This window comes from Streptomyces sp. NPDC048185 (genome assembly GCF_043202495.1).
In the GTDB taxonomy this organism is placed as follows: domain Bacteria; phylum Actinomycetota; class Actinomycetes; order Streptomycetales; family Streptomycetaceae; genus Streptomyces.
Genome location: NZ_JBIDAN010000001.1, coordinates 398,686 through 414,201, shown reverse-complemented (window position 1 = coordinate 414,201; position 15,516 = coordinate 398,686). Strand labels below are relative to the sequence as shown.

The window sequence follows — 15,516 nt, the reverse complement described above, 5'->3', positions numbered from 1 at the left end:
TGCCCCTGGAGGCGCCTCGTCGGGCGCGGGTCCGTGGACGGCCGGTCGCGCAGTTCCCCGCGCCCCTGAGTCGGTCAGCCGGTTCGGCGTTCGAGCGTGCCGGGCCGGCACTCCTGGGGCGGTTAGCCGGTCCCGGGTTCGAGCGCGCCGGCCGGTCCGGGGTCGAGTGGGCCGGCCTGCGCTTCTGCGGGCTGTCAGTCGGTTCGGCGGACCAGGTAGGCCGTTGCCCCTTCCGCCGGTTCCTCGCCCAGGTACTCCTGGCCCCGCATCTCGCACCAGGCCGGGATGTCCAGGCGGGCCGCCTCGTCGTCGGAGAGGACGCGGACCGTGCCGCCGACCGGGACGTCGCCGATGACCTTGGCCAGCTCGATCACCGGGACGGGGCAGCGGCGGCCGATCGCGTCCACGACGAGGTCGGCCCCCGTCCGCCGGACGGCCTCCGCCCCCGTCGGCGCCCCCAGCTTCTCCCGGACCGCGGCCACCGTGCCCGACAGCACCTCGAGAAACCGCTCGACGTCCTCGGCAGGGGTCCCCGGCGGCAGCGACACCCGGACGTTGCCCTCGCTCAGGACGCCCATCGCCCTCAGGACGTGGCTCGGCGTCAGGGTGCTGCTCGTGCAGGACGAACCGGACGACACCGAGAAGCCCGCGCGGTCCAGCTCGTGCAGCAAGGTCTCCCCGTCGACATAGAGACACGAGAAGGTGACGACTCCGGGCAGCCGGCGCACCGGGTCGCCGACCACCTCCACGTCCGGCACCAGCGCCGGCACCCGCGCCCGGATCCGCTCCGTCAGCTCCCGCAGCCGGGCCGCCTCCTCGGCCGCCTCGGCCCGCACCGCCCGCAGCGAGGCCGCCGCGGCCACGATCGCCGGCAGGTTCTCGAAGCCGGGCGCCCGGCCCAACTCCCGCTCGTCACCGGGACCTTGCGGTGCGAACCGCACCCCCTTGCGCACGACCAGCAGGCCGACCCCCGACGGTCCGCCCCACTTGTGGGCGCTGGCCGCCAGCAGCGACCAGTCGCCCGCCACCTTCCCCCAGCCCAGCGACTGGGCGGCGTCCACCAGCAGCGGCACCCCCGCCGCCCGGCAGGCCTCCGCCACCTCCGCCACCGGCTGCTCGGTGCCCACCTCGTGGTTGGCCGACTGGAGACAGGCCAGCGCGGTGCCCTCGCCCAGGGCCGCCGCGTACGCCGCCGGGTCCACCGCCCCCGTCCGGCCCACGGGGACCTGGGCGACGGTCCCGCCGTTCCGCTCGTGGACCTCGGCCGCGTGCAGCACGGAGGAGTGTTCGACCGCTGACACGATCAGGTGGCGTCCGACGCGCCGCCGCCCCGCCAGCGCACCGGCCACCCCTGAATGGACCGCCGCCGTCCCCGAAGGGGTGAACACCAGCTCGTCCGCCCGGCACCCCACCGCCTCGGCGGCGGCCTCCCGGGCGGCATCCAGCAGCAGACGGGCCCGCCGCCCCTCCCGGTAGAGCCGGGCCGGGTCGGCCCACCCCTCGTCGAGCGAGGCCAACAGGGCCTGCCGGGCGACGGGATGAAGCGGAGCAGCGGAAGCAGCATCGAAGTAGGCCACAGGGCCACGCTAGAACGCCGGGGGACCCAGCGCCCCGCCAGGGGCCCGGGGCTGTGGCCGATGTGCGGCTCCGCCGCGTGGGCGCGAGCGGCCACGACGCACCGTCAGCCGCCAACGGAACCGCACCTTCCAGCCCCGCAGACGCCCCCGTCCCACCCTTAAGGAGTGACCCCCGGCGCGTATGCCACCCTCCCCGCGACCCCCCGGAGGGCGTCGGCTAGGGTTTGGTCCGCATAAACATCAAACCCCTGCCCGACGCAGGGCGGCGACCGACCAGCGAGAAGGCCGCAGCCGAACAGCGCGGGCGAGACTCTCGGGAAGGCGCTACGTGAGTCCCAACGGCTCCGACCGCTCGCCGCGGCGCCCGATGCGGCGGAAGCTGCTGCAGGCACTGACCGCGGGCCTGGTCCTGGCGACCGCCACCGGTTGCACATACAAGGACTTCCCCCGCCTTGGCATGCCCACCCCGACCACGGAAGAGGCTCCGCGGATCCTCTCCCTGTGGCAGGGATCCTGGGCTGCCGCGCTCGCCGTCGGCGTGCTGGTGTGGGGCCTGATCCTGTGGTGTGCATTCTTCTACCGGCGCAGCCGCACCAAGGTCGAAGTTCCTCCGCAGACCAGGTACAACATGCCCATCGAGGCGCTGTACACCATGGTTCCGCTCATCATCGTCTCGGTGCTCTTCTACTTCACGGCCCGTGACGAGTCCGAGCTTCTGAGCCTCAAGAAGAAGCCCGACGTCACGGTGAACGTGGTCGGCTTCCAGTGGAGCTGGTGCTTCAACCACATCGAGGACGTCGCCGGTTCCACCGGTGACGCCAAGACCTCCGAGGAACTGGAAGCGATTCCGAACCGCTTCAAGGAGGACTTCCCGGCGAACGCCGGCGGTGTCTACGACTGCGGCACCCCCGGTACGCGGAACCCGCAGACCGACAACCCGGGCCCGACCCTCTGGCTTCCCAAGGGCAAGACGGTCCGCTTCGTGCTGACCTCGCGCGACGTCATCCACTCCTTCTGGGTGGTGCCGTTCCTGATGAAGCAGGACGTCATCCCGGGCCACACCAACGCCTTCGAGGTGACCCCCAACAAGGAGGGCACCTTCCTGGGCAAGTGCGCCGAGCTGTGCGGCGTGGACCACTCCCGGATGCTGTTCAACGTGAAGGTCGTCTCCCCGGAGCGTTACGAGCAGCACCTTCAGGACCTCGCGAAGAAGGGGCAGACCGGTTACGTTCCCGCCGGCATCGCGCAGACGAGCCACGAGAAGAACCGGGAGACGAACAACCTGTGAGCATCCTCAACGAACCCCAGGGTGCCGCGGCAGGGTCCCACTACGAGGACGAGCTGCCGGTCCGGCGCCAGAGGCGTGGTGAAGTGGTCGTCAAGTGGCTGACCACCACGGACCACAAGACGATCGGTACGCTGTACCTGGTCACATCGTTCGCGTTCTTCTGCATCGGCGGCGTGATGGCGCTCCTCATGCGCGCCGAGCTGGCCCGTCCGGGCCTGCAGATCATGTCGAACGAGCAGTTCAACCAGGCGTTCACGATGCACGGCACGATCATGCTGCTGATGTTCGCGACGCCGCTGTTCTCCGGCTTCGCGAACTGGATCATGCCGCTCCAGATCGGCGCGCCGGACGTGGCCTTCCCCCGGCTGAACATGTTCGCCTACTGGCTCTACCTGTTCGGCTCGCTGATGGCCGTGGGCGGCTTCCTCACCCCGCAGGGTGCGGCCGACTTCGGCTGGTTCGCCTACTCGCCGCTGTCCGACGCGGTGCACTCGCCGGGTATCGGCGGTGACCTGTGGATCATGGGTCTGGCCTTCTCCGGCTTCGGCACCATCCTCGGCTCGGTCAACTTCATCACCACGATCATCTGCATGCGCGCGCCGGGCATGACCATGTTCCGCATGCCGATCTTCACCTGGAACGTCCTGCTGACCGGTGTGCTGGTCCTGCTGGCCTTCCCGGTGCTGGCCGCGGCCCTGTTCGCGCTGGAGGCGGACCGCAAGTTCGGTGCGCACGTCTTCGACTCGGCCAACGGCGGAGCGTTGCTGTGGCAACACTTGTTCTGGTTCTTCGGGCACCCAGAGGTGTACATCATCGCGTTGCCGTTCTTCGGCATCGTCAGTGAGATCATCCCGGTCTTCAGCCGCCGCCCGATGTTCGGTTACATGAACCTGATCGCGGCCACCATCGCGATCGCGGGTCTGTCGGTGACGGTGTGGGCCCACCACATGTACGTGACCGGTGGAGTGCTGCTGCCGTTCTTCTCGTTCATGACGTTCCTGATCGCGGTCCCGACCGGTGTGAAGATCTTCAACTGGATCGGCACCATGTGGAAGGGCAGTCTGTCCTTCGAGACGCCGATGCTGTGGACGATCGGCTTCCTGATCACCTTCACCTTCGGTGGTCTCACCGGCGTCATCCTGGCCTCGCCGCCGATGGACTTCCACGTCTCCGACTCGTACTTCGTGGTGGCGCACTTCCACTACGTGGTCTTCGGCACCGTGGTCTTCGCGATGTTCGCCGGCTTCCACTTCTGGTGGCCGAAGTTCACCGGCAAGCTGCTCGACGAGCGCCTCGGCAAGATCACCTTCTGGACGCTGTTCGTCGGCTTCCACGGCACCTTCCTGGTCCAGCACTGGCTGGGTGCCGAGGGCATGCCGCGTCGCTACGCCGACTACCTGGCGGCCGACGGCTTCACCGCGCTGAACACGGTCTCGACGATCGCCTCGTTCCTGCTCGGCATGTCGATCCTGCCGTTCTTCTACAACATCTGGAAGACGGCCAAGTACGGCAAGCCGGTCGGCGTGGACGACCCGTGGGGCTACGGTCGCTCGCTGGAGTGGGCGACCTCCTGCCCGCCGCCGCGGCACAACTTCCTCACCCTGCCGCGCATCCGCAGCGAATCGCCGGCGTTCGACCTGCACCACCCGGAGATCTCCGCGCTCGACCAGCTCGAGAACGTCGGTCACGGTGAAAAGACCCTCGCTGGCGGCAAGGAGGCCGGCAAGTGAAGATCCAGGGCAAGATTTTCCTCTGGCTGAGCCTCTTCATCCTCGCCGTCGCGGTCACGTACGGCGTGTGGTCGAAGGAGCCGGCCGGCGCCACGGCCCTCTTCCTGGCCTTCGCCCTGTGCCTCATGATCGGCTTCTACCTGGCCTTCACGGCCAAGCGGGTCGACGCCGGGGCGCAGGACAACAAGGAAGCGGACGTCGCCGACGACGCCGGCGAGGTCGGGTTCTTCAGCCCGCACAGCTGGCAGCCGCTGGCCCTCGGCATCGGCGGAGCCCTCGCCTTCCTGGGCGTGGCCGTCGGCTGGTGGGTCATGTACTTCTCGCTGCCGGTCATCCTGGTCGGCCTGTGGGGCTGGGTCTTCGAGTACTACCGCGGTGAGAACCGCACCCAGTAACACGCGCTGAGCGCACAGGGGCCCGGACACTCCGACAGGAGGGTCCGGGCCCTTCGTCTGCCGTACCCCCGTCACTCGTCCGGATTACCCACCGTGCCGCCCTTGACGTCCCTCCCTAGCGTGAGGTCATGAGCAACACGGTTCACTTCCAGGCGCGGGGGCGTACGGTCGTCGGCTGCACCCTGCTGCTGATCGCGCTCGGTGCGAGCGTCACCGCCTGCATGGGCGACGACGACAACCCGCTGTCGGCCACGCCCTACGACGCGGCCGGCCAGATCTCCTTCAACGGCCCCACGGACGCCGGGAAGAAGGCCGACCCGGACAAGCCCCTGGAGGTCGTCGCCGAGGGCGCCGACGGGCGCATCACGGACGTCACGGCCGTGGACGCCGCGGGCCGCTACGTGGCGGGCGAACTCTCCGCCGACGGGTCCCGCTGGCACAGCACCTCCCCGCTGGCCGCGGCCTCCCGCTACACGGTGCGTGTCAGCACCGAGGACGGCGACGGCGCGCCCGGCCGCAAGGTCCTCACCTTCGAGACCGGCAAGCCCACCACCAAGAAGACGCTGGACGTCACCTTCGGGCCCAAGGCGGGCGCGTACGGCGTCGGCCAGCCCATCACGGCGGAACTGAGCCAGCCGGTCGCCGACAAGGCCCAGCGGGCCATAGTGGAGCGCGCCCTGAAGGTGCAGTCCACGCCCGCGGTCCAGGGCGCCTGGTACTGGGTGGACGACAAGAAGCTCCACTACCGGCCCCAGGAGTACTGGCCCGCCCACGCCACCGTCCAGGTGCGCAGCAACCTCGACGGCATCAAGATCGGTGACCGGATGTGGGGCGGCAAGGCCAAGTCCCTGAAGATCACCACGGACGACCGCGTCGTCGCCGTCACCGACGCCTCCACGCACACCCTGACGGTCTACCGGGACGGCGAGGAGGTTCGGCAGGTCCCCGTCACCACGGGCAAGCCCGGCTTCGAGACCCGCAACGGCGTCAAGGTCGTGCTGGGCAAGGAGCCCTTCGTACGCATGCGCAGCACCACCGTCGGCATCGCCGAGGGCTCGTCGGAGTCGTACGACCTGCCGGTGTACTTCGCGACCCGGGTCACCTGGAGCGGCGAGTACGTGCACGCCGCCCCCTGGTCCGTCGGCTCCCAGGGCTCCGCCAACGTCAGCCACGGCTGCGTCGGCATGAGCACCGAGAACGCCGAGTGGTTCTTCGGCGAGGTCCAGGAGGGCGACGTCGTCCAGGTGATCAACTCGGACGGCGAGACCATGGAGCCCTTCGGCAACGGCTTCGGCGACTGGAACCTGGACTGGACCAAGTGGCGCCAGGGCAGCGCCCTCACGGGCGGTACGGGCGACGGTTCCGGTACCGGGGAGCAGGCCCGGCTGCGGCCGGAGAGTGCCTGAGAACACCCTGGGGCAGCGCCGTCAGGGGCGCGGGGCTGTACCGCGGTGCGGCTCCGCCGCGTGGGCGCGGGCGACCACGACGGCGCCGAGGCCGCCGACCAGCCCGCGCCCCCGCGCCCGAGGCGCCCCCAGGGGGTGTCGTTCGGATCTTGCCGGGGTCGCGGGGGCCCTAGACGCCCTGCAGCCTCTTCTGCCGCAGCAGCGCGGCCAGCGCAGCCGCGAACTCCACCGGCTCCACCGGCGACGCCACAGCGGCCTCCGCACGGCTCCAGGTGGCCAGCCAGGCGTCCTGCGGCCTGGCGATGAGCAGCAGCACCGGCGGACAGTCGAAGATCTCGTCCTTGATCTGGCGGCACACGCCCATGCCGCCCATCGGTACGGCCTCGCCGTCCAGGACGCACACGTCGATCCCGCCCTTGTCGAGCTCCCTGACGACGGCGGCCGGCGTCGCGCACTCCACGAACTCGACCACGGGCACGTCCGGAGCCGGCCGGCGGCCGGTCGCGAGCCGCACCTGTTCGCGGGTGTTGGAGTCGTCGCTGTAGACCAGCACCGTGGCGGTCGCCTGCATGCTTCCTCCGATACGCGGTGGAGACTGTCGTGCCCGTTGCGCCGGATGCTACTCCCTCGGACAGCCCGTCAGCACTGGTTCGGACACGGCTTCGACGGGCCGTTCGATGGGCCATACGGGCACTACAGAGGGGGCGAACACACCGAACGGCACCCCCCGGGGTGAGGGCGGGATAAGCGACCGACATAATGTCGGTCGTGGCGACAGCAACGACAGTAGAAACCGGGCACGCGCACCCGTCGGTCAACCGGCCGAACCTCACCAGCGTCGGAACCATCATCTGGTTGAGTTCCGAGCTGATGTTCTTCGCGGCCCTCTTCGCGATGTACTTCACCCTGCGATCGGTGACCGGCCCGGACTTCTGGTCCGAGAAGGCCGAAGCGCTGAACTTCCCGTTCTCCGCGACGAACACCACGATCCTGGTGCTCTCCTCCCTCACCTGTCAGCTCGGCGTGTTCGCCGCCGAGCGCGGTGACGTGAAGAAGCTCAGGATGTGGTTCATCGTCACCTTCGTGATGGGTGCGATCTTCATCGGCGGTCAGGTGTTCGAGTACACCGAGCTGGTCAAGCACGAGGGCCTCTCGCTCTCGTCGGACCCGTACGGCTCGGTGTTCTACCTGACCACCGGCTTCCACGGACTGCACGTGACGGGCGGCCTCATCGCCTTCCTGCTGGTCCTCGGCCGCACCTACGCGGCCCGGAGGTTCACCCACGAGCAGGCGACCGCGGCCATCGTCGTGTCCTACTACTGGCACTTCGTCGATGTCGTCTGGATCGGCCTCTTCGCCACGATCTACATGATCAAGTAGTCGCGGCACGCACCCGCGCAATACCAGAAGCATCGACGCAGAAGATCCTGACACCGGGGTAATCCGTGAAAAAGCTCTCCGCACGACGACGCCATCCGCTGGCGGCGCTCGTCGTCCTACTCCTCGCGCTGGCATGCACCGGGGGGCTGTACGCCGCGTTCGCGCCCGCGAGCAAGGCGCAGGCAGATGAATCCGCCCAGTCCCTCGCCATCGAAGAGGGCAAGAAGCTCTACGCCGTCGGCTGCGCCAGCTGCCACGGCACCGGGGGTCAGGGCACCACCGACGGTCCGAGCCTGGTCGGCGTCGGCGCCGCGGCCGTCGACTTCCAGGTGGGCACCGGCCGTATGCCGGCCCAGCAGCCGGGCGCGCAGGTCCCGGACAAGCCGAACCTCTACTCGCAGGCCGAGATCGACCAGCTGGCGGCCTACATCGCCTCGCTGGGTGCCGGACCGGCCATCCCGACCGAGGAGAAGTACGGCCCGGAGGGCGCGGACATCGCCAAGGGCGGTGAGCTGTTCCGCACCAACTGCGCCCAGTGCCACAACTTCACCGGCAAGGGCGGCGCGCTGACGCACGGCAAGTACGCGCCCAGCCTCGAGGGTGTCGACCCGAAGCACATCTACGAGGCCATGCAGACCGGCCCGCAGAACATGCCCTCCTTCCCCGACACGACCATGTCGGAGCAGAACAAGAAGGACATCATCGCCTACCTGAACGCGGTCAACGGTGACGAGACCGTCAGCCCCGGCGGTCTGTCGCTGGGCGGCCTCGGGCCGGTCAGCGAGGGCCTCTTCGGCTGGATCTTCGGCCTCGGTGCCTGCATCGCCGTCGCCGTGTGGGTCGCCGCCCGGACCGCAAAGGCCAAGAAGTCATGAGTAGCCAAGACATTCCAGAAGAGAACCTGCCTGCTGAGCAGGGCACCACGCACGGTGCGGTGAAGGTCGCGGACGAGGACCACCCGTTCGCCGACCCGGGGCTGCCGCCTCACGAGCACCGGATCCAGGACATCGACGAGCGGGCCGCCAAGCGGTCCGAGCGTGTCGTCGCGTTCCTGTTCACCTTGTCGATGCTGGCCACCGCGGGCTTCATCGCCTCGTTCGTGGCCATCCCGCACGACAAGTCGATCTTCGTCTTCCCGTTCGGGCACGTGAACGCGATGAACTTCGCGCTCGGCCTGACGCTGGGCGTGGCGCTGTTCACGATCGGCGCGGGCGCCGTCCACTGGGCGCGCACCCTGATGTCCGACGAGGAGGTCGCCGACGAGCGTCACCCGATCGAGGCGTCCCCCGAGGTCCGTGCCAAGGTGCACGCGGACTTCAAGCAGGGCGCCAAGGAGTCCGTGATCGGGCGCCGCAAGCTGATCCGCAACACGATGCTGGGCGCGCTCACCCTGGTGCCGCTCTCCGGCGTCGTCCTGCTGCGCGACCTCGGCCCGCTGCCCGGCACCAAGCTCCGCCACACCCTGTGGTCCAAGGGCAAGCTGCTCGTCAACATGAACACGAACGAGCCGCTGCGCCCCTCCGACGTCGCGGTCGGCTCGCTCACCTTCGCCAAGCCCGAGGGCCTGGAGGAGCACGACGAGGAATTCCAAGACGAGATCGCCAAGGCCGCCCTGATGATCGTCCGGCTCCAGCCGGAGGACATCAAGGACAAGCGCGAGCTCGAGTGGTCGCATGAGGGCATCGTCGCGTACTCGAAGATCTGCACCCACGTGGGCTGCCCGATCTCCCTGTACGAGCAGCAGACGCACCACGTGCTGTGCCCCTGCCACCAGTCCACCTTCGACCTCTCCGACGGTGCCCGGGTGATCTTCGGTCCCGCCGGTCACGCCCTGCCGCAGCTGCGCATCGGTGTGAACGACGAGGGCTATCTCGAGGCGCTCAGCGACTTCGAAGAGCCCGTCGGTCCTGCTTTCTGGGAGCGCGGATGAGCACGACAGCGACCAACGAGTCCCGCTCACGCGGGAAGGCACCGGCCGGCGAGCGCGTCGCCGACTGGGCCGACGGCCGGCTCGGGATCTACTCCCTGGCCAAGGCCAACATGCGCAAGATCTTCCCCGACCACTGGTCGTTCATGCTCGGCGAAGTGTGCATGTACAGCTTCATCATCATCATCCTCACGGGTGTGTATCTGACGCTGTTCTTCCACCCGTCGATGAACGAGGTCACGTACCACGGTTCGTACGTGCCGCTGCAGGGCCAGCTGATGAGCGAGGCGTACGCCTCGACGATGAACATCAGCTTCGACATCCGGGGTGGTCTGCTCATCCGGCAGATCCACCACTGGGCGGCGATCATCTTCCTCGCCGGCATGTTCGTGCACATGATGCGCGTCTTCTTCACCGGCGCGTTCCGCAAGCCGCGTGAGATCAACTGGTTGTTCGGCTTCCTGCTGTTCGTCCTCGGCATGTTCACCGGTTTCACCGGCTACTCGCTCCCGGACGACCTGCTCTCCGGCACCGGTGTCCGCTTCACGCAGGGCGCGATCCTGTCCGTGCCGATCGTCGGCACGTACATCTCGATGTTCCTGTTCGGCGGGGAGTTCCCCGGCCACGACTTCGTGGCCCGGTTCTACTCGATCCACATCCTGCTGCTGCCGGGCATCATGCTCGGCCTGATGGTGGGCCACCTGATCCTGGTCTTCTACCACAAGCACACGCAGTTCGCGGGCCCCGGCAAGACCAACAACAACGTCGTCGGCATGCCGCTGCTGCCGGTGTACATGGCGAAGGCCGGAGGCTTCTTCTTCCTGGTCTTCGGTGTGATCGCGGCCGTCGCCGGCCTCGTGTCGGTCAACCCGATCTGGAGCATCGGCCCGTACCGGCCCGACCAGGTGTCGACCGGTGCCCAGCCCGACTGGTACATGGGCTTCGCCGAGGGGCTCGTCCGCGCCATGCCCGGCTGGGAGATCAACTTCTGGGGTCACACGCTCGTCCTGGGTGTGTTCATCCCGCTGGTGATCTTCGGTATCTTCCTCGCGGCGATCGCCGTCTACCCGTTCATCGAGTCGTGGGTGACCGGCGACAAGCGCGAGCACCACATCCTGGACCGGCCGCGCAACGCCCCGACGCGTACCGCCCTCGGCGTCGCCTGGGTGACCGCGTACATCATCATGCTGATCGGTGGTGGCAACGACATCGTCGCCACGCACTTCCACCTGTCGATCAACTCGGTCACCTGGTTCGTCCGGATCGGCTTCTTCGTCGGCCCGGTCATCGCCTTCGTGATCACCAAGCGGATCTGCCTCGGCCTCCAGCGCCGGGACAAGGACAAGGTGCTGCACGGACGCGAGTCCGGCATCATCAAGCGCCTGCCGCACGGTGAGTTCATCGAGGTCCACGAGCCGCTCAGCCAGGGCGCGCTGCACACCCTCACCTCGCACGAGCAGTACAAGCCGGCCGAGATCGGCCCGACGGTCGACGAGAACGGCGTCGAGCGCAAGGCGAAGGGCTCGGAGAAGCTCCGCGCCAAGCTCAGCAAGGCGTACTACGGCCCGGAGTCGCAGATTCCGAAGCCGACCGTCGAGGAGTACAAGGAGATCACGAGCGGCCACGGCCACCACTGACCCTCCAGCGTCGCCACACCACGGTCGAAGGGCCCCGTCCGGTCTGCGGACGGGGCCCTTCGCCGTGCCCGGGGGCTGGATAGGGTGGGACCACACTCTCTTTTCCACGATGCACACGATCAGGAGCGGCTCATGAGCGCTGTGACCCCCGCTGGAGGCGACATCGCGGCGGGCCGCTCCTGGCCCGTCCTGCTGAACGGTCTGCTGGACGGCCGTGACCTGTCCGTCGACGACACCGCCTGGGCGATGGACCTGATCATGCGCGGCGAGGCGACCGACGTGCAGATCGCCGGGTTCGCGACGGCGCTGCGGGCCAAGGGCGAGACCGTCGACGAGATCTCCGGCTGTGTGCGGTCGATGTACGAGCACGCGCACGTCATCGAGGTGCCCGGCGAGACCGTCGACATCGTCGGCACCGGCGGCGACGGCGCCAAGACCGTCAACATCTCCACCATGTCGGCCATCGTCATCGCCGGCACCGGCGCCAAGGTCGTCAAGCACGGCAGCCGTGCCGCCTCCTCGGCGTCCGGCGCCTCCGACGTGCTGGAGAAGCTCGGGGTCAATCTGGAGCTGACCCCGAAGCGGGTGGCCCAGGTCGCCGAGGAGGCCGGGATCACCTTCTGCTTCGCCGTGAAGTTCCACCCCGCGCTGCGCCACGTGGCGACCGCGCGCGGCCAGCTGGGCGTGCGGACCGTGTTCAACTTCCTCGGGCCGCTGACCAATCCGGCGAAGGTGAAGGCCCAGGCGGTCGGTGTCGCCGACCCGCGGATGGCGCCGATCATCGCCGGGGTGTTCGCCGAGCGCGGCAACTCCTCGCTGGTGTTCCGCGGCGACGACGGCCTCGACGAGCTGACCACGACCTCCACCTCCCGGGTCTGGGTCGTGCGGGACGGCACGGTGACCGAGGAGTCCTTCGACCCGCGGGACGTCGGCCTGGAACTGGTGCCGGTGGAGGCGCTGCGCGGCGCCGACGCCTCCTACAACGCCGACGTCGCCCGCCGCCTGCTGGCCGGCGAGCCGGGGCCGGTCCGGGACGCGGTGCTGCTGAACTCGGCGGCGGCCCTGGTGGCGCTGAAGCCCGGCGACGGACCGCTGACCGAGCGGATCCGGGCCGGCATGGAGCAGGCCGCCGAGTCCATCGACTCCGGCGCGGCCAGGCGGACCCTGGAGCGCTGGGTGGCCGCCAGCAACGCGTAGTCCCGCCCCGGGACAGTGACGTCCGTCCCGCGATCCGGACTCGGGTTGCGGGGCGGCGATCACTTCACGTACGTTCCTTCCCAGGTCATGAGTGACAGTCATGAGGCCCCGGCCGACTGTCCGGCAACCCTCCGTCCGTGGCGGGGTGCCCCGGGTGAAGACCAGGCCGTGGACAGCAAGGTTCACGGCAAGCGCGGACCCCTCGCGGAACCAGGGGTCCTGGGTCGTCCGAGGGAGTCTCCCGTGAATCAGCGAATGCGATAGGGCCGCAGAGCCCCGCCTCCGCATCCCCCTTTTCCTTTCCGTCCCACGCTCGAGCCGTGCGCGCTCGCGTGGTGATGTCCTCTGCCTTCACGGGAGCACCCATGTCCGTCTCCGCCGTCGCCGCCGACCAGTCCGTCTGTGCCCCGCTGCCCGTCCTGGGCCGGGACGTCACCGTCCCGCTCGTCACCGGTGGCGAGGTCACCTACGCCGCGCTGGACTACGCCGCCAGCGCGCCCGCGCTCCAGCGGGTCTGGGACGACGTCGCCGCCTACGCCCCGTACTACGGCAGCGTGCACCGCGGCGCCGGGTACCTCTCGCAGCTGTCGACCGACCTGTTCGAGAACGCCCGGAGGACCGTCGCCGAGTTCCTCGGCTGCCGCGACGCCGACCAGGTGGTGTTCACCCGGTCCACCACCGACTCCCTGAACCTGCTCGCCGCCGCCCTCCCGGCCGGCTGCCGGGTCTTCGTCTTCGAGACCGAGCACCACGCCTCGCTGCTGCCCTGGCGGGACGCGGACGTGACCTACCTGGACGCCCCGCGCACCCCGGCCGAGGCCGTCGGGACCCTGGAGCGCGCGCTGGCCGCCCGCGAGCCGTACGGGCCCGCCCTGGTCTGCGTCACCGGCGCCTCCAACGTCACCGGCGAGCTGTGGCCGGTGCGTGAGCTGGCCGCCGCCGCGCACGCGCACGGTGCCCGGATCGTGCTGGACGCCGCCCAGCTCGCTCCGCACCACCCCGTCGACGTGCGCGACCTGGACGTCGACTGGGTCGCCTTCTCCGGGCACAAGCTGTACGCCCCCTTCGGCTCCGGCGTCCTCGCGGGCCGCGCCGACTGGCTGCGCGAGGCCGAGCCGTACCTGGCGGGCGGCGGTGCCAGCCGCAGCGTCAGCCGGCGCCCGGACGGCGGCGTGGACGTGCAGTGGCACGACAGCGCCGCCCGCCACGAGGCCGGTTCGCCCAACGTCATCGGCGCCTACGCGATCGCCTCGGCCTGCAAGGCCCTCACCGAGGCCGGGTTCGGCACGCTGGTCGCCCGCGAGGAGCACCTGATCCGCAAGGTCCGCGAAGGGCTCGCCGGCGTGCCCGAGGTCCGGGTCCTCTCCCTCTTCGGCGACGACGCCCCCCGCGTCGGCGTCCTCTCCTTCGTCGTCGAGGGCTGGAACAGCTCCCACTTCGCCGCCGCCCTCTCCGCGGAGTACGGCATCGGCGTGCGCGACGGTCTGTTCTGCGCCCACCCGCTGGTGCGCACCCTGCTCGGCAGCGACCCGCAGACGCAGGGCGAGTGCGGCGCCCCCGAGGCGGCGCCGGGGGAGAAGTCCCTCAACGCCATCCGGGTCAGCTTCGGCGCGGGCACCCCGGACGAGCACGTCGAGCGGTTCGTGAACGCCGTCAAGGAGCTGGTGAGCGACGGCGCCCGCTGGAACTACCGCACCGAGGACGGGCGTTGCGTGCCGGACACGTCCGCGGCCGGGACCGCCGCCTGAGGCTCCCGCACCACCGGGCCCGCCCGCACGGCGCCGTCGGCCGGCCCGGCGCAGTCGGCCGGCCCGGCGGACCCGGTCTCAGGACGAGCTCAGTTGTCGAGCCCGATGGCGAACGCCGCCTCCAGGTCGTGCTGCGAGTACGTACGGAACGCCACGTGCGTGTCCGTGCCCTCCACGCCCGGGATCTTGCTGATCCGGCCGGGGATGACCTCCGCCAGGTCCTCGTGCTGGTTGACCCGCACCATCGCGATCAGGTCGTAGGTGCCGGTGACGGAGAAGACCTCGCTGACGTTCTCCAGCGAGGCGATCTGCTCCGCGATCTCGGGGATCCGGTCCACGCTGGTCTTGATGAGGACGATCGCGCTGATCACGGCTGGTTCTCTCCCTCGGGGGCCGTCGCTGGAACGTCCCCAACTCTAGTCCCACCGCCGAACCGCACCCAGGCGAAGACGAAGCCGAGCCCGAAGCCCACCAGGTGCGCGAGGTAGGCCACCCCGGGCCCGTCACCGGCGCGCCCCGCCGCCAGCCACTGCAGGGACACCCAGAACGGCAGCACCACCCACGCCGGGAAGCGCAGCGGCAGGAAGAGCAGGAAGGGCAGGAGGCTGGTCACCCGGGCGCTCGGGAACAGGAAGAGGAACGCGCCGAGGACCGCGGAGATCGCCCCCGACGCCCCGACCAGCGACTCCTGGGAGTGGGCGTTGGCCGCCGCGTAGCCCAGCAGCGCCAGACAGCCGCAGCCGAGGTAGAACAGCAGGAACTGGAGCCGCCCCATCCGCGCCTCGGTCATCGCGCCGAAGACGTAGAGGAAGAGCATGTTGCCGAGCAGGTGCACCCAGCTGCCGTGGACGAACAGTGCCGTGGCGGGCGTGAGAGCGGCCCGGGGGGAGTCCTCGAACAGTTCTGCGGGGATCACGCCCCAGCGGCGGAACCAGGCGCGCTGGGCGGCGAGCAGCTCCTCCCCGCTCCCGTGGACCGGAACGAGGCCCGACGCGGGGCTGACCAGGAACAGCAGGCAGCACAGGGTGATCAGCGCGTAGGTCACCGGAGCCGTGCGGCTCCGCGGGGTGCGGGCCGTGCCGAGCGTCCTGACCTTCCCGAGGGCCGCCGTGCTCCAGTTGCGGATCATGAATACAGAGCATGACGCAACCGGACGAAACCGCCCGTACCGCCTCGCCGCCGTGGACGCGCGGGCGGCGGGTACCCGCCAGGCCGTAGGGTTACGAGCCAT

General features: G+C 69.6%; 14 protein-coding genes and 1 riboswitch. Of the genes, 10 read left to right on the top strand and 4 right to left on the bottom strand.

Annotated features, from left to right (window positions below; genetic code table 11):
• Window positions 1–194: 194 nt before the first annotated feature.
• Window positions 195–1,577, bottom strand: a complete 1,383-nt coding sequence (locus tag ACGF3H_RS01915) for an aminotransferase class V-fold PLP-dependent enzyme (RefSeq protein ID WP_362499796.1) — start codon at window positions 1,575–1,577, stop codon at window positions 195–197.
• A gap of 328 nt (window positions 1,578–1,905) precedes the next feature.
• Here ACGF3H_RS01915 and coxB point away from each other — a divergent pair, with 328 nt between their 5' ends.
• The 4 genes from coxB (at window position 1,906) to ACGF3H_RS01895 (ending at window position 6,396) form a co-directional block, all read left to right on the top strand.
• Window positions 1,906–2,865 (top strand): cytochrome c oxidase subunit II, encoded by a 960-nt coding sequence (gene coxB, locus ACGF3H_RS01910; RefSeq protein WP_362499797.1) that lies wholly within the window; start codon window positions 1,906–1,908, stop codon window positions 2,863–2,865.
• Window positions 2,862–4,595 carry a cytochrome c oxidase subunit I gene (gene ctaD, locus ACGF3H_RS01905; protein WP_362499798.1) on the top strand — a complete coding sequence of 578 codons (1,734 nt, stop codon included), beginning with the start codon at window positions 2,862–2,864 and terminating at the stop codon, window positions 4,593–4,595. The genes coxB and ctaD overlap by 4 nt, the downstream gene beginning before the upstream one ends.
• Window positions 4,592–4,990 carry a cytochrome c oxidase subunit 4 gene (locus ACGF3H_RS01900; protein WP_362499799.1) on the top strand — a complete coding sequence of 133 codons (399 nt, stop codon included), beginning with the start codon at window positions 4,592–4,594 and terminating at the stop codon, window positions 4,988–4,990. Before ctaD ends, ACGF3H_RS01900 begins: the two co-directional genes overlap by 4 nt.
• 128 nt (window positions 4,991–5,118) lie before the next feature.
• Entirely contained in the window at window positions 5,119–6,396 is a 1,278-nt protein-coding gene (locus ACGF3H_RS01895) for an Ig-like domain-containing protein (protein ID WP_362499800.1), read from the top strand.
• Between the two features lie 169 nt (window positions 6,397–6,565).
• Here the strand turns inward: ACGF3H_RS01895 and ACGF3H_RS01890 are convergent, their stop codons facing one another.
• Entirely contained in the window at window positions 6,566–6,967 is a 402-nt protein-coding gene (locus ACGF3H_RS01890; RefSeq protein ID WP_362499801.1) for a hypothetical protein, read from the bottom strand.
• 188 nt (window positions 6,968–7,155) lie between these two features.
• Here ACGF3H_RS01890 and ACGF3H_RS01885 point away from each other — a divergent pair, with 188 nt between their 5' ends.
• The 6 genes from ACGF3H_RS01885 (at window position 7,156) to ACGF3H_RS01860 (ending at window position 14,285) form a co-directional block, all read left to right on the top strand.
• On the top strand, window positions 7,156–7,776 hold the full coding sequence (locus ACGF3H_RS01885) for a heme-copper oxidase subunit III (RefSeq protein WP_077797597.1): 621 nt from the start codon (window positions 7,156–7,158) through the stop codon (window positions 7,774–7,776).
• Window positions 7,777–7,841: 65 nt separating this feature from the next.
• Window positions 7,842–8,651: a c-type cytochrome gene (locus ACGF3H_RS01880; RefSeq protein ID WP_362499802.1), complete on the top strand. Its 810-nt coding sequence runs from the start codon at window positions 7,842–7,844 to the stop codon at window positions 8,649–8,651.
• Entirely contained in the window at window positions 8,648–9,706 is a 1,059-nt protein-coding gene (locus ACGF3H_RS01875) for a Rieske 2Fe-2S domain-containing protein (protein WP_362499803.1), read from the top strand. Before ACGF3H_RS01880 ends, ACGF3H_RS01875 begins: the two co-directional genes overlap by 4 nt.
• The gene (locus tag ACGF3H_RS01870; RefSeq protein WP_362499804.1) at window positions 9,703–11,340 is read left to right on the top strand and encodes a cytochrome bc complex cytochrome b subunit; all 1,638 of its coding nucleotides are present in this window, start codon (window positions 9,703–9,705) and stop codon (window positions 11,338–11,340) included. Before ACGF3H_RS01875 ends, ACGF3H_RS01870 begins: the two co-directional genes overlap by 4 nt.
• 132 nt (window positions 11,341–11,472) lie before the next feature.
• The gene (trpD, locus tag ACGF3H_RS01865) at window positions 11,473–12,537 is read left to right on the top strand and encodes an anthranilate phosphoribosyltransferase (protein WP_362499805.1); all 1,065 of its coding nucleotides are present in this window, start codon (window positions 11,473–11,475) and stop codon (window positions 12,535–12,537) included.
• A gap of 83 nt (window positions 12,538–12,620) precedes the next feature.
• Window positions 12,621–12,737: riboswitch (SAM riboswitch) on the top strand.
• Between the two features lie 165 nt (window positions 12,738–12,902).
• A complete protein-coding gene (locus ACGF3H_RS01860; RefSeq protein ID WP_362499806.1) occupies window positions 12,903–14,285 on the top strand; it encodes an aminotransferase class V-fold PLP-dependent enzyme in 1,383 nt (460 codons plus the stop codon).
• 89 nt (window positions 14,286–14,374) lie between these two features.
• Here ACGF3H_RS01860 and ACGF3H_RS01855 read toward each other — a convergent pair whose 3' ends face one another.
• Both ACGF3H_RS01855 and ACGF3H_RS01850 read right to left on the bottom strand, forming a co-directional pair.
• Window positions 14,375–14,656: an Lrp/AsnC family transcriptional regulator gene (locus ACGF3H_RS01855; RefSeq protein ID WP_077797603.1), complete on the bottom strand. Its 282-nt coding sequence runs from the start codon at window positions 14,654–14,656 to the stop codon at window positions 14,375–14,377.
• Window positions 14,653–15,414, bottom strand: coding sequence for a rhomboid family intramembrane serine protease (locus tag ACGF3H_RS01850; RefSeq protein WP_362499807.1), 762 nt, complete (start codon window positions 15,412–15,414; stop codon window positions 14,653–14,655). Before ACGF3H_RS01850 ends, ACGF3H_RS01855 begins: the two co-directional genes overlap by 4 nt.
• Window positions 15,415–15,516: the final 102 nt, after the last annotated feature.